The following is a 15583-nucleotide window of genomic DNA, read 5'->3' on the forward strand; positions in this document are numbered from 1 at the left end:
AATTGCCGCCATTGTATGCGTGTAGGCCGTATTCGTCACATGGTCCTGTGCTTTAGCGCAGGCAAGCTTTCCCGAACCGAAGCCATAAAGACCGGGTCGATCTCACCATGCACCACGCCCTCGCCTTCGGGCAGCACGGTTTTGATCTCGCCCCACGGGTCGATCAGCATGCTGTGGCCCCACGTGCGGCGGCCATTGACGTGTTCGCCACCTTGCGCCGCCGCCAGCACATAGCACTGGTTTTCAATAGCGCGGGCGCGCAGCAAGACTTCCCAATGCGCGCGGCCCGTTGTGTACGTGAAGGCGGCAGGCACCACGATCAGCGACAGCGGCCCCATGGCGCGGTACAGTTCGGGGAAGCGCAAGTCATAGCAAACCGACATGCCGACCTTGCCAACCGGAGTTTCCACCACGCCCACATTGCGGCCCGGCACGATGGTGCGCGATTCGTCATACGATTCCGTGCCCTTGGTAAAGCCGAACAGGTGGATCTTGTCGTAGCGGCCCACGTGCTTGCCTTCGCTGTCGTAGACCAGCGTGGTATTGACGACCTTGTTTGGATCATCGGACGCCAGCGGCAAGGTGCCGCCCAGCAGCCAGATGCCATGCTGGCGCGCCATGGCCGACATGAACTCCTGGATCGGGCCGCTGCCCAGCGGTTCGGCCACCTTGACCTTGTCGCTGTCGGACAAGCCCATGATGGCCCAGTACTCCGGCAACAGCACCAGTTTCGCCCCCGCCGACACGGCTTGTTCGATCAGGCGGCGCGCGGTGGCGAGATTGTCTGCAACGGATGGCGTGGAGACCATCTGGATGGCGGCAACGGTATTCATTGTTTGGCTTCCTTGCGCGTATCGATTTTCGTAATAACAGGCGCCTTCCACGGCCCTGTCACCTGCATTTCATACGTTAAGGCTTTCGACAGCGGCTGGCTGAGGAACAGCTGGGTCAGGAAACTGCCCAGGCCGATCACGGGATTGACCGCCAGCGCGTACATCAGGGGCGCCGTGCCAAAGTTCACTTCAGGCATCACCAGCACGTGCAAATTCGTTGTTTCATTGGCGATATCCGCCGAGCCTGCCATCAGCACAGTGGCGGCCACACCGTGCATTTTCAAGTTTTCCGTGCGGGCAATGCCGTTGTTGATGGCGGCATTGGCGGTAATGCCATCAAATGCCAGCCCTTCGGAAAACACGTCGTGGAAATCGAGTTTCAGCAGGCGGGGCAGCGCCTGCAAGCTCAGCACGCCCAGCAGTTTGGCGGCGCCCGGATCTTGCTTGAGGAACTGGCCTTTCGCCACGTCCAGTTTCAGCTGGCCCGACAGGCTCGGGATATCGAACGCATACGGCAAACCTTTCCATGCAATCTCGCCGCTCAGCGAACCTTTACCGTTGCGCAGGGTGTCGGCAAAACCGAAGCGGTCCAGCAACTTGCCGGCATTGAGGATATCCAGTTCGAAATTCAGGCTGCTGTGGTGCTGGCCATCCTTGCCCACCACCCAGCGGCCCGTGCCCTTCAATTCGCCGTCGGCATTGGCCAGCGACAACCGCGACACTTTCCACTCGCGCGAAGCCGGCGCGTTATACGCCTGCAACTCCAGGCGTCCCAGCGGCTTGTTGAACAGCTCGAAGCGTTCCGCCACGATATCGAGCGCGGGGATGGCGGCCTGCGAACCCTTGGTTTCCAGCAAATCCTTGACTTCATTGGCGGACGACGACGGGATGATCAGCGACGACAGGCGCGCCGTCACCTTGCCGATGCCCTGCCCCGCGGCGCTGGTATTCCACGTGATGTACCCGGCGGCCTGCGGCGATTCCACGTTCGCCTGCCAGATGCCTTTCTGGTTGGTGACGCCGGCCACCACGTTATCCAGCTTGCGTTCGCCCAGCACCAGTTCGCCGGCGCGCGCCGCCATCGCATCGATGGTCACGTATTGCGCGATGTCCGTACCATTCGCGGCCCCATTCGGATTAGGCGGCGGCGCGTTTGGATCCGGCTTGCCGGCAATATGGTCGGCCAGGTCGATCCAGTGGTCGACGTTCAGCGATTTCAGGTTGGCATTGAGCGCCAGGCCGCTGTCCGGTTCCGGCGCAGGCATATTGACGCCGATGCCCCCACGCAGCATTTTCCACGGTCCCTTGCCCACGCGCTGGCGCTGGTAAGCCGCCGACATGCCGGCGCCCAGCGCGATGCGCAGATCGTCATGCATGATGCCGGTGGCGCCGCTGTCACCGGACAGCACCAGCCGCAGCGGCAACGTTTCCGCCGCGTTTTTCACCAGCGGCGCGGGGAAATCCAGCCCCAGGCCCGCCAGGTTGGAATCGACCGTGACGGAATAATGGTGGTCGCGCGCCACCACCACGCCACTGTAACGGGCGCTGCCGTTCAAGTGGTTGGCCAGGCGCTGCACTTCCGGCGCCGGCCAGGTCTTGCGCAAGCCATCGGTGGTGACCGCGCCGGCCAGCCGCACCTGGATCGACCCGTCGCGCTGCGTCCCCCCCGAGACCGCCACGGGACCGCCGACAAACGAACCGGACAAGCCGTTCAGGTTGACGCCCTTTTCATTGAATTCGATCTTGCCCGTCGCGCCCAGCACCGGCGGCATGTCATGCCACAAGGTCACGTCATTGCCCAGCAATTGCAGCACGCCCTGCACTTTCGAATCATGCAGATTGGCCAGCGGCAGCCGCAAGCTCAGGCCCAGCCTGGCATTCCCCGTGGACGACGTTTCATCGGTAAAGTTGCCGATCCACTCCAGCACGGGGCTGGCCGCCACGTAGTGCACATAATCCTGCATTGCGCCCAGGGCAGTACCGTCGATTTCCAGCATGCTGTCGTGAATGCTGAGGTCGGGAATCACGGCTTTCACGTTCGACAGCGCGACATTGCCGGTCACGGCCGTGTCGCCACGGATTTCCATGCGCACACCTTCGAACAGGAAACTGCCCTTGATCTTGTCCGCCACCGGCCACACGGGCGACTTGCCATCCTTGGCGTAATAACCCGGATCGTAATTCAGGCGGCCATTGTGGATGCGGCCGCCGATCTTGAATTCGCCCTTGCTCTTGTCGGGGAACGGGAAATGCGCGAGGTCGCCCCGCAGGCGCAAGTGCACGTCGTCGGCGCGGCCCTCTTCCAGCGCCCCCGTCAGCCACAGGCGCAAATGTTCCGGCGTTTGCACGGGCAGGTAGCGGCCGATTTTTTTCACATCGAACCCGTCCAGCTTGCCGACGAAATCCGCTACACCGGCGCTCTTGCCATCGAGCGGCACCGCGTGCGTTCCCGTCAGCGAACCCGTCAAGCCATCCTGGCTGAAGACCAGGTTGTCGACGTCGACTTTCAACCGTTCATTGCCTTCGAACGACCAGCTGAATTTGCCGTTGAGGCGGTCGAACGCCATATCGCCTTCGGCAAAGTAATCCGGCATGCGCAGCACGGACTTGTCCGCGTCGAGCGTGAAGTTGCCGCCCTTTTCACTGGCTTCCAGCGTGCCGGACAAGCCGTCGAAACCCGGCAGCGCCGGCATGCCGCGCACGGCGGGTGCGTGGGCGGTTTTCGGCACGGGCAGGCGCGCCGCGCGGGGTTTCATGCCCAGGTGGTCCAGCTTGCCTTTGACGAGATAAGAGTTCAGAGCAGGATAGGCGCCGTACCACGTGGCAGTCACATCGACCAGCTTGCCCGTGGGCTCCACGTCGGCCAGCACCTGGCGCTGCTGCGCCGACAGCGGCAAATGCGCCGCCAGCGCGGCCAGCACGTGCAAGTCCAGCACGCTGGCCGACACTTCCATGCGTTCCGGCGATTTCTTCGTGGCGGCGGCAAAGCGTTCCGACAAATTCGTCGGCGCCATGACGAGGCCGTCGCGCGTCTTCAGGGAAAAATTCGTCAGCGTGATGGCGTGGCCCAGCGCACCGAACGCGGGCTGGCCGCTTTGCAGGGCGGCGGGGATTTCTTCGCGGGCGGAAATGCGGCCCTGCACCTGTTCCAGGTCCAGCGCGGGCAAGTCCGGCCCCAGGGTGGCTGTCACATCCTGCAAGCCCACGTCGGCGGTGAAGGCGGCCAGCTTGGCATGGTCCAGCCGCACCCATGCGCGCACGGAACCCATGGCCGATTGCACGTCGAGCGGGTAATTCACATGGGTTTTCCATGCGGCCAGGTCGGCCTTTTGCACATCGGCATAAATCTCGCCCTGCCACAGCCGCACATCGGACGGGCGCTGGGCAAAGGTGGGATGCACGAAATCCGCCCGCACATCGACGGGGCCGCCCAATTCCGCGGAAGGTGTGGCCTGCAGCGCCAGCTGGTGGCGCCGCCACTTGTTGCGCAGCACCAGGTTCAAGTTATCCAGCGACAGGGTGGGACGGGCGTGCAGTTGATCGGTCCAGTCCAGCCGGCCTTCGCGGATGACGATTTCCTGCTGCGCCAGCAGCCAGTCGGCGCCCTTGCCGTCGCCCTTGCGGTCCAGGTCGATATACACGCCGGCCGCATACAGTTTGCCGTCGGCGGCACGCCGCACGTCGAGGTTGGGACGGATCAGTTCCAGCGACTGGAAGCGCACATCCAGCGCCGCCACGCTCCACCACGACAACGTGGCCGACACGCTGGGCAGCGCCAGCACCTGGTTGCCGCCCTTGTCGCGCAAGCGCACGTCGCCAAGGAACAAGGTGGGGTGCAGCCCGGTCCAGGACGCGTAAATCCGGTCGATGGTGACGGGGTTGCCGAGCGCCTGGCTGGCCAGCTGTTCTATATCAGCCTTGTAATGGTCGATATTGGGCAAGACCAGGTAGCGCAGCGACAGGAACAGCAGGCCAAATGCAAAGTACAGCACCAGGATCAGTTTCAGCGTGAAGCCCAGCACGTGGTGGGTGGCCAGATTGCAGACGCGATAGGCCGCACGAAGCCGTTGCCAGCGCACGGATAAGGACGTGCTGCCGGATTCGGTCACTGCTGGCGGTTTTTGCATCAATACGCTAATAATTCGGGCCCGGCTTGTAATAAATCGCTAAAATCGTCTTTGACTTTCCGCCATAAGTTGTCATTTTAACCGATGGTAAGACCCCGCCCCGCTCCGATTACACTACGTTACCTGTCCTTTACCAGTCCTTTACAACTTCATGTCCCACACCGACGCATCCCGGTATTACCAGCGCTGGACCAGCGCCGATCCTGCCCGTCCCGCCCAAGTCGCCGCCCTGGCGCAAGCCCCGCTGCATGAACTGGACCTGGCGGCCTGCCTGGCCGCCCAGACGGACGCCGGCGGCCAGCCGCTGCCGCTGGGCCGCGCAATGCGCCGCCTGCGCAACTTGCTGGTATGCAGCATCATCCGGCGCGACCTGGACGGTCACGCCGATTTGCACGAAGTGGTGACCGCCATGACGCGCTTCGCGGATTTTGCCGTGCAGGCGCATTGCGCTGATATATATGGAGAAATGACGGCGGCGCACGGCGTGCCGGTATCCGCCGAAACGGGCGATACGCAGGAAATGATGGTGCTGGCCATGGGCAAGCACGGCGGCGCGGAATTGAACGTGTCGTCCGACATCGACCTGATCTTTGTCTATCCGGACGATGGCGATACCCAGGCCGGCGCCGGCCAGCGCGGCTTGTCGAACCACGAATTCTTTGTCCGCATGGGCAAAAAGCTGATTGCCGCGCTGGCGGAAATCACGGAAGACGGCTTTACGTTCCGCGTCGACATGGCGCTGCGCCCGAACGGCAATTCCGGCCCGCTGGCTGCCAGCCTGGGCATGGTGGAGCAATACCTGATCGTGCAGGGCCGCGAGTGGGAACGCTATGCGTGGGTCAAGGCGCGTGCCGTCACCGGCAAGCCGGCCGATATCGCGGCGCTGGAAGCCATCGTGCGGCCGTTCGTGTTCCGCCGCTACCTGGACTTCGGCGTGATCGACGCGATCCGCAACATGCACGCGCAAATCCGCGCGGAAGTGAACCGGCAGGAACGGCTGCACCCGGACCGCAGCAACAACGTGAAACTGGGACGGGGCGGCATCCGTGAAATCGAATTCCTGGCCCAGGTCTTCCAGCTGATCCGGGGCGGGCGCGACAGCACGCTGCGCGACCGTTCGACCCGCGCCACCTTGCGCCTGTTACCGGAAAAAGGCTTGCTGACAGCTGACACGGTTCAGCAATTGCTGGATTCCTACTCGTTCCTGCGCAACCTGGAACACCGGCTGCAATACATCGACGATGGCCAGACCCATACCTTGCCGCCCAGCGAAGGCGACCGCGACGTCGTGGCCCACTGGATGGGCATGCCGGACGTGCCGGAATTGCTGGCCGAACTGGCGCGCCACCGCGCCTTCGTGGCCGCGCAATTCGATGCGATCTTTGCTGACAAGAGCGAAGGCGAGCCCGACACGGAAACCGCGGGCGATTGCACCGACCCGGACAACCGGGAAGCCATCGAAGCGCGCTTTGCCGCGTTGGGTTACGAAGACCCGGCCGGCGCCGCCCAGCGACTGATCGCCACCTGGCAGGCGCCGAAATTGCAATCGCTGCCGGAAGCGTCGCGCCAGCGCCTGGTGTCGCTGGTCAATATGGCGCTGCCGCTGATTGCCAGCACGGCCGAACAATCGGCCATCGGCAGCCAACTGGTCACGCTGGGCAGCCTGCTGGACTTCCTGGAAGCCATTGCCCGCCGTTCCGCATATTTATCGCTGCTGACGGAATATCCGCATACGCTGGAGCGCGTGATCCGCATGATGCACGCCAGCGGCTGGGCCGCGAAATTCCTCACGCGCCACCCTATCCTGCTCGACGAGTTACTGGACGACCGCATCCACAATGCCGTGTTCAACCCGGTCACGCTGGCGGCCGAACTGGACGAACAGTTGCGGCTGGCGGCGGGCGACACGGAACGGCAAATGGACATCCTGCGCGAAGTGCACCACGCGCAATTGTTCCACTTGCTGGCGCAAGACCTGGCGGGCGATTTAACGGTGGAAAAACTGGCCGACCATTTATCGGCCCTGGCCGATGTGATCGTGGCGGCCACCATCAATGCCGTCTGGCAGACCGTGGCCACCCGCCACCGCGAGGTGCCCCGCTTTGCCGTGCTGGCGTACGGCAAGCTGGGCGGCAAGGAACTGGGCTATGTCTCCGACCTGGACGTGATTTTCCTGTTTGACGATGACGACCAGGATGCCCCCGCCCAGTACGCCAAGCTGGCGCAACGGTTTATCACGTGGATGACGTCGCACACGTCGGCCGGCATCCTGTTCGACATCGACATCGCGCTGCGTCCGGACGGCGCCAGCGGCATGCTGGTGTCGTCGGTGCAGGCGTTCGAACGCTACCAGGACAGTTCCGCATGGATCTGGGAACACCAGGCGCTGACCCGGGCCCGCTTCTGCGCCGGCGACGCGGCGATCGGCGAACAATTCGAGCGCATCCGCTGCAAGGTGCTGCGCAGGGAGCGCCCGGCCGACGGACCGTTGAAGCCGGAAGTGCTGGCGATGCGCAAGCGCATGGCCGACGCCCGCCCGAACCGTTCCGACCTGTTCGACTTGAAGCAGGATGCGGGCGGCATGATCGACATTGAATTCATCGTGCAATACCTGGTGCTGCAGCACGCACACGCCTATGCGCAATTGACGGGCAATGTGGGGAATATTGCTCTTTTAAAAATGTGCGGCGAGCTGGGGTTAATCGATGCGGAACAAGGCGCGCACGCCGCCAATGCATACCGCGCTTACCGCAAGCTGCAACACCAGTTGCGTTTACAGGGGCAGGAAAATGCGCGGGTCGACCCGGACCGCGTCGCCGTCCATGCACAGCATGTCATTGATTTATGGAACACCTTGTTCCAATAACTACGTGAAACACGCAGGGCGCCGGGGAGGCGCCTTGCGCGCGATCCTGCCTGCCATTTCCTTCCTCCATGCCGGGGCTATCACGCCTTTCGCGGCGCCCACCGCCTGACATTCTTGCAATTATGACACCTGCAACTTGCATGATGGAATGCATGCTTCAGCGGATTTTCGTTGTTTTAGCACTACAAATTACCATATTCCAGAAGGAAAGAATTGTTTCGGTTGTTACATGCAAAACGGCGCTGCTTTCATGCTGAAGTTCCATCGTTTCATGTATTTTCCAGCAATCCACTACAAATATTACCTACGGGAATACCTTAGATGACAGAATTTCAATCATGTAAAACCGCGATCGAGCTGAACAAAACACCAATATTGCACGATGGTGCATGAAATTATTTTCAAAATAATAAGAATAAACGTAGCGATATCATCATTCCATAATGCAACATATATTCCCTCGTGAAATACCGGTTAAGTGTTGAGTTGAAACAAGTTAATACAATTCGATAAGTGCGCAGTGTTGACGCACTTACATGCCCGTGACTACATTGGCTTGCTTTATCGTTTATCAATACCGAGAAGGAAGCAATGATGAGAGAACGGGCATTATCGAATTCCATCCGCTTGTTGTGCCTGAGCGGCTTTGCACTGACTGTGCAAACCGCATCCGCACAGCAGGCGCCAGCCACCCCCGATGCGATCCAGACCGTGCAAGTGACGGGTTCGCGCATCAAATCGCCGAATGCGGATTCGCCATCGCCGCTGCAAGTGCTGAGCGCGGCCGACATCGCGGCTTCGGGTGCAACCAACTTGCAGGAATTGCTGCAAAAGAATCCGACCATGGGCGCTCCTTCGCTGAGCCGCACCAACTCGAACTTCCTGACCTCCGGCGGCGGCACCACCACCGTCAACCTGCGTAACCTGGGCGACTCCCGTACGCTGGTGCTGGTCAACGGCCGCCGCTTCGTTTCCGGCGTGCCGGGCGACACCGCGGTCGACATGAACACGATTCCGACCGACTTCATCGAGCGCGTTGAACTGCTGACCGGTGGCGCATCGGCTACCTACGGTTCCGACGCCGTGGCCGGCGTGGTCAACGTCATCCTGAAGCGCAACTTCAACGGCATGACCATCGACGCGCAAGGCGGCAAGAGCGACCGCGGCGACGATTCCAAGCGTAAGCTGGGCCTGACCTGGGGCACCACCTCGGCGGACGGCAACAGCAACATCATGACCCACTTCGGTTACACCAAGCAGGGCGCCGTGATGTCGCGCGACCGCGACTTCGCCGCCGTCGACCAGTTCTCGAAAATGGTCGCCAGCACCGGCGAAGCGGCGGACGCGTTCGTTCCGACCCGTCCGTTCTATTCCAGCTATGCTCCGCAAGGCCGTTTCTTCCACGATACCGGCAGCTATACCTATGACCGCAACGGCAACGTGATCCCATGGAGCACCAACGGTTCCGCAACCGCTGCGGCGACGGGCTTCAACCGTTCCGACTTCCGCGCCATCGCGGTGCCGACCGAACGCTACCTGTTCGCCACCAGCGGCAATTTCGCGTTCAACCAGGACCACTCGGCGTTCTTCGAAGGTACCTATTCGCAGACCCACGTGTCGACCAACATCGAACCGTTCCCATTGGCGGCAGAAAACATCTATCCTGCCACCGGCGGCCAGATTCCTGCCGAATTCATGGTTAACGGCAAACTGGTGCGCAACCCGATCGTGCCGAATTACCTGTTCGACCGCATCAGCGACACCGACGGTGACGGCCTGCGCGATTATTACTTCACCCGCCGTCTGTCCGAAGTGGGCTCGCGCCATTCGGATGCGGACCGCGGCACGTTCCGCCTGGCGACCGGCCTGAAAGGCACGGTCAAGGACTGGAACTATGAAGCTTTCGTTTCCTACGGCAAAACCAAGGAATCGCAAGTCTCCACCGGCCAGGTTAACGTGATGAACTTCCGCAATGCGCTGGAAGCCATCCCGAACCCTGCGGGCGGCGTCATGTGCCTGGACGCGCACGCGCGCGAACAGGGTTGCGTGCCGATCAATGTGTTCGGCTACAACTCGATCTCGCCGGAAGCGCTGAAATACGTGACGGCGCCAGGTTCGCTGGATAACTCGATTATTCAAAAACTGGCTGGCGGCTCGATTTCCGGCGACCTGCTGCAAATGCCGGCGGGTCCGCTGTCCGTCGCACTGGGCTATGAATACCGCAAGGAAGAATCGGCCAGCGTGGCCGATCCGCTGACCCAGTCCGGCCTGAACGCGGGCAACGCGATTCCGCCGACCTACGGTAAATATGACGTGCGCGAAGCGTACGTGGAAGCGCGCATTCCGCTGCTGAAAGATGCACCGTTCGCCAAGCAGCTGAGCCTGTTGACGGCGTACCGCCATGGCGACTATTCCACCGTTGGCAAAACCAACAGCTGGAACGCCGGCTTCGAATGGGCGCCGACCAACGACATCAAGCTGCGCGGTACCAAGGCCGTGTCGACCCGTGCGCCAAACATCAATGAACTGTTCTCGCCTCCTAGCCAGGACTTCCCAAGCGTGACCGACCCATGCGTGGGCGTGACGGCAACTTCGACCGGTACCTATGACGTGGCTTGCCGCGCCGACCCGGGCGTGATGGCCAACATCCAGCGCAACGGCAAGTTCACGCTGACCCAGCCTGACATCCAGGGCGTATCCGGCTACAACCGCGGCAACCCGAACCTGAAGGCTGAAAAAGGCAAGTCGAGTACCGTCGGTATCGTGCTGACCCCGCGTTCGATTCCTGCACTGAGCAAGTTCACCTTCACGGCGGACTACTTCAAGATCGACATCGAAGACGCGATCGTCAGCACCCCGCGCCAGTACTCGCTGGAACAGTGCTACAGCGGCGCCAACCCTGCCTTCTGCGCATTCGTCACCCGCTGGCCTACCTTCACGGGTAACACCAGCGCCGGCGCCATCCGCTACAGCGACACCGCTGTGTCGAACAGCGGCGGCAAAGGCACCGAAGGCGTGGACTTCACCGCATCGTGGGCTGACCGCGTCGGTCCTGGCCGCATGAGCGCACACATGGCTTACACCTATGTGAAGACCCTGTGGGACAAGCCGCTGCCGACCGCAGAAAAGGATGAAAACGCGGGCGAGATCAGCGACGCGCAAGGCAGCGCCACGCCGAAACACAAGGCTGTGCTGAACCTGGCGTACAAGTGGGGCGCATGGGGCATCAGCTCCACCACCACGTACAACGGCAAAGTGGCGCTGGACGACCAGTTCCTGAAACAGTACGACTTGCCGGCCCGTTCGATCTCGATCGGTTCCAAGGTGTACAACGACTTCCAGTTCACCTATGCGCTGAAAAAGTCGACGGAACTGTACCTGGGTATCGACAACGCGTTTGACGTGAAACCGCCTCCAATCATCAGCGGTCTGCCAGGCAACGACACCGGCACGGAAACCAACGCTTCCGTGTACGACCCGATCGGCCGCCGCTACTACTTCGGCGTGCGCGTCAGCCTGTAACCACCTGCATGGCCCTGAACGGGGCCAGCATCGAAGCCCCTGCCAGCGATGGCGGGGGCTTTTTACTTTTTGCGGCGCTGCTTTCAGTTACTTTTCGTTTTAGAAAAAGGTGACAAAAAATCTATCGATTTGTTACGGCAAGTATGATTTCTGTTGGGAAACCGTAACACATGACATAATTCTTAAGCTTTCCTGCCAAGGTTTTCTGTTGCCGTCCCTATAATTCTGCCTTCCTATAATTAAACCGCAGAGGGGAAGCTTTGAAGACAGAAATCCTGTTGAAGCGCAGTGTGGTGGCCGTTGCCCTTACCCTGGCATCGACCCACGTTGTCATGGCACAAGAAGGCGCCAAACCAATTCAGAAAGTCATCGTCACCGGGTCGAACATCCGCCACGTCGATGCGGAAACCGCGTCGCCAGTGCAAGTCATCAAGCGCGAGGAAATCGAGCGCACCGGCGCCAATTCCGTGCGCGAATTACTGGATACGCTGACCGCGTCCGACAACGTGCTGTCCGACCTGGGCGGCAGCAACTCGTTCGCTTCCGGCGGTACCGGCGCGTCGCTGCGCGGCCTGGGCAAGCAATCGACCTTGGTGCTGCTGAACTCGCGCCGCGTGGCGCCGTACGCGCTGGCCGACTATAACGAAGTCTTCACCAACCTCGACACCCTGCCGATCAGCGCGGTGGAACGCGTTGAAGTGCTGAAGAACGGCGGCTCCGCCATCTACGGTTCCGACGCCGTGGCTGGTGTCATCAACATCATCACCCGCGCCGACTTCAATGGCCTGGTGGCGCGCGCCAGCCACTACCAGTCGACCCAGAGCAACGCTTTCACCACCAGCACGGCCAGCCTGACCGGCGGCTGGGGCAAACTGGCCACCGACCGTTACAACGTCATGGCCAACGTGGAAGTTTTCCAGCGTAACAATGTCAACTGGCGCCAGGTCGTCGATGGCATCAACCCGGTCTACGGCCAGAAATTCAGCGCGGTTGCGGAAGGCAGCGGCCTGATGTTCGGCAACCGTGGTGCACCGTCGACCTTCGCTTACCCTGGCAACCTGATCGGCCAAGGCTCGCTGCCAGGCTGCACCACGTTGAACTCCGCCAAGCAGTGCGTCCACGACCGTTTCAGCCGTTTCGAAGTGCAGCCGTCCGCTGACCGCGTCAACTCGCTGGTCACCGCAACCTTCGACCTGGGCAATGGCCTGGAAAGCTATTCCGAGTTACTGTATTCGCACACCAAGACCGAGTACATGAGCGCCTTCCAGACGTATGGCTCCACCACGGCCGATACGGTATGGGGCGATCCTCGCACTGGCCAGGGTAAAGCATTTACCTACCGCTTCATTCCGGCAACCCACCCGCTGAATACGTCGGGCAAGCAACTGGAACTGCGTTACCGCTTCATGGACGCGCCATCCGAGCGCATGGCGGAAAGCGATCAATACCGCTTGCTGACGGGCCTGAAAGGCAATTACAAGGGCTACGAGTGGGATTCCGCAGTCGGCATCACCGGCGGCAAGACCAAGCAGCGCAGCCGCGGCAGCTTCTCCGACTCCGGCTTCAAGAAGGTCATCGGCGACTACACGCTGGCCAACGATCCGCAATTCTTCAACCGCGACTACAAACTGGGCCAGGCCAACTCCGAAGCCACGCTGGCGACGCTGTTCCCGACCTATGGCTACGACGGTAAAGTGACCCAGTACTTCGTCGACGGCAAGATCACGGGCGACCTGACCACGCTGATGGGCCGTCCAGTCGGCATCGCCGCTGGCGGCGACCTGCGCCATGAAGCGTTCATGATCAGCCCAACCCAGGCGCTGCGCGACGGCGACATCGTCGGCAACGGCGCATCGATCGCGGACGCCAACCGTAACGCCGCATCGGCCTTCACGGAAATCAACATTCCACTGGCGTCCAAACTGGACTTGATTGGCGCTGCCCGCGTCGACAAATTCGGCAGCTTCGATGCCCACGTCTCGCCGAAAGTGGCGGTGCGCTGGGAAGTGGCGCCACAACTGCTGGTGCGCGGCACCTATGAAACGGGCTTCCGCGCCCCTAACCTGACGGAAAGCGCGCCATCGACCAAGTTCGCTTTCAGCAGCGGCGTGGTGGATCCTAAGCGTTGCGACCAGGCCCAGGCACTGGCCAACGACTTGCGCACTGCCGCCAAGGGCTTGCCGGCCACCGATCCGAACAAGGCGCTGAACCTGGCCCGCGCGGACATCGTGGAAAGCAGTGAATGCCGCGTCGGCGTGGCCAGCATCGTGCGCAACAACCCGGACCTGAAGCCGGAACTGTCGCAGATCAAATCGGTAGGCTTCGTGCTGGAACCAGTCAAAGGCACGTCGATCACGGTCGACTACTGGCACATCACCCGCAAGGATGAAATCGGCACCAAGGACAATGACCAGCTGCTGGAAGCGGAAGACACGCTGGCAGCCGGCATTATCAACCGTCAGTCGCTTGCCAGCGACAAGACGTTCAGCGCAGCGGAACGCGCCAAATATGGCGTAGCCGTTGGCCCGCTGGCGTCGATTTCCGGCCAGTTCGAGAACGTGGCGAAGACCCGTACCCACGGTGTGGACGTTGCCTTCAAGACCAGCTTCCAAACCCCGGTCGGCAAACTGAACCTGGACGGCAACAGCACTTACCTGCTGAACTACCAGGTTTATGCCCCGACCCTGAACGGCGGCAGCTACGGCGACAACCTGGCTGGCCGCTACGGCTCGCCCAAGCTGATCGCCAACATGTCGGCAGCACTGACGACCGGCAACTTCACCAACAGCCTGCGTGGCATCTTTGAAAAAGGCACCAGCCTGAACACGGATTACTACGACAACAGCTACACGGTGAAAGGTTGCGCGGCCCGCGGCTGGACGGTAGACGAATGCCGCCTGGCAGACTACCACCGCCTGGACTACAACCTGCGCTGGACCGGTATCAAGGACCTGACCTTGTCGCTGTATGTGCGTAACATCCAGAACAAGCGTCCACCGGCGAACCTGCGCTCGTTCAACGCCACCGGCGGCGCGGTGATCCCGCAAAGCCGCGAAGACGTGCAACGCCGTATGGTACGCGTAACGGCTGAGTACGCATTCAAGTAATCAGCAACGTTGCAAGACGAAGCGGGCCTGCGGGCCCGCTTTTTTTATGGAACTGTGGCATCCCGGCTTCAGCATAACCACGTACGTAGTCGAAATGCTTGAGGCCCCATCTGCGTCTCTGGCATATTGTGTCTCAGAGAAACATAAAAGGAGACAAACATGAAAGCATTCCTCGGCGGACTCGCCCTCATGCTGGGCGCGCTCACTTTGCCTGCCCAGGCAGGTGACAAAGCCACACCGGATGAAGCTGTGGCCATGGTAAAAAAAGCAGTCGCCATGGTGAAATCCGATGGCAAGGACAAGACTCTGGCCGCCATCGGCGATCCCGCCAACAAGGATTTCCATGATCGCGACTTATACGTTTATGTCTATGACTTGAACGGCGTGTCGCTGGCGCACGGCACCAATCCCAAGATGGTGGGCAAGTCCTTGCTGGACATGCGCGACGTGGAAGGCAAGCCGATGATCCAGGAAATGGTCAAAGTGGTCAAAGAAAAAGGCAGCGGCTGGGTCGACTATAAATTCCCCAATCCCGCCACCAAGGCGGTCGAAGGCAAATCCGGCTACGTGGAGCGGGTCGGTGATTTCTTTATCGGCTCCGGCGTCTATAAATAAAAAAACCCGCCGATTGAACTGACCCCCAGAATTTGGACGGTTTAGTTTGCTAGGTAGCCAAGGGCTGAGTCCTGTATTGCACAGGACTCAGCCCTTTTAGTTTAAGCTTGATACGCTCGTGATTATAGTAGTGGATGTACTGCTGGATCCCGTTCTGCAGCTCTTCAATATTGCTAAATTTTCCAGGGTAGAAGAATTCAGTCTTCAGCACTGCAAAGAAGCTTTCCATGGCCGCGTTATCGAGGCAATTTCCCTTACGCGACATGCTTTGCTGTACCCCGCTGCGCCGCAGCGCCCGTCGATATGCCGGCATGCGGTATTGCCATCCTTGGTCGGAGTGCAGCAATGGTTTGTCCTTGGGGGAGAGCTTTGCCAACGCTTTCTTAAGCATGGAGCCTACCAATTGATAGGCAGGGCGCCGGGCCGTTTCAAAAGCGATGATTTCTCCGTTGTATAGGTCCATGACGGGGGACAAGTAGAGCTTGTCCCCGGCGACGTTAAACTCCGTCACAT

The 15583-nt window shown here is 60.8% G+C and carries 7 protein-coding genes; 4 read left to right on the forward strand and 3 right to left on the reverse strand.

Translation table 11 applies throughout. The annotated features are described in order from the left end of the window. Positions 1-35: 35 nt before the first annotated feature. Positions 36-833 (reverse strand): carbon-nitrogen hydrolase family protein, encoded by a 798-nt coding sequence (locus GJ700_RS28060; protein ID WP_154380250.1) that lies wholly within the window; start codon positions 831-833, stop codon positions 36-38. Next, positions 830-4960: a YhdP family protein gene (locus tag GJ700_RS28065; RefSeq protein ID WP_154380252.1), complete on the reverse strand. Its 4131-nt coding sequence runs from the start codon at positions 4958-4960 to the stop codon at positions 830-832. Before GJ700_RS28065 ends, GJ700_RS28060 begins: the two co-directional genes overlap by 4 nt. A 151-nt stretch (positions 4961-5111) precedes the next feature. Here GJ700_RS28065 and glnE point away from each other — a divergent pair, with 151 nt between their 5' ends. The 4 genes from glnE to GJ700_RS28085 all read left to right on the forward strand — a co-directional run bounded on the left by glnE (position 5112) and on the right by GJ700_RS28085 (position 15070). After that, positions 5112-7826 (forward strand): bifunctional [glutamate--ammonia ligase]-adenylyl-L-tyrosine phosphorylase/[glutamate--ammonia-ligase] adenylyltransferase, encoded by a 2715-nt coding sequence (glnE, locus tag GJ700_RS28070; protein ID WP_154380253.1) that lies wholly within the window; start codon positions 5112-5114, stop codon positions 7824-7826. Positions 7827-8417: 591 nt separating this feature from the next. Next, positions 8418-11348, forward strand: a complete 2931-nt coding sequence (locus GJ700_RS28075) for a TonB-dependent receptor domain-containing protein (RefSeq protein ID WP_154380255.1) — start codon at positions 8418-8420, stop codon at positions 11346-11348. Positions 11349-11608: 260 nt separating this feature from the next. Then, on the forward strand, positions 11609-14455 hold the full coding sequence (locus tag GJ700_RS28080; protein ID WP_154380257.1) for a TonB-dependent receptor domain-containing protein: 2847 nt from the start codon (positions 11609-11611) through the stop codon (positions 14453-14455). A 159-nt stretch (positions 14456-14614) separates the two neighbouring features. After that, on the forward strand, positions 14615-15070 hold the full coding sequence (locus tag GJ700_RS28085) for a cache domain-containing protein (protein WP_154380259.1): 456 nt from the start codon (positions 14615-14617) through the stop codon (positions 15068-15070). Positions 15071-15119: 49 nt separating this feature from the next. Here GJ700_RS28085 and GJ700_RS28090 read toward each other — a convergent pair. Continuing rightward, a partial coding sequence (locus GJ700_RS28090) for an IS3 family transposase (RefSeq protein ID WP_154380261.1) occupies positions 15120-15583 on the reverse strand: 464 nt, incomplete at its 5' end.

This window comes from Pseudoduganella rivuli (assembly GCF_009674485.1).
Taxonomy (GTDB): domain Bacteria; phylum Pseudomonadota; class Gammaproteobacteria; order Burkholderiales; family Burkholderiaceae_D; genus Rugamonas; species Rugamonas rivuli_B.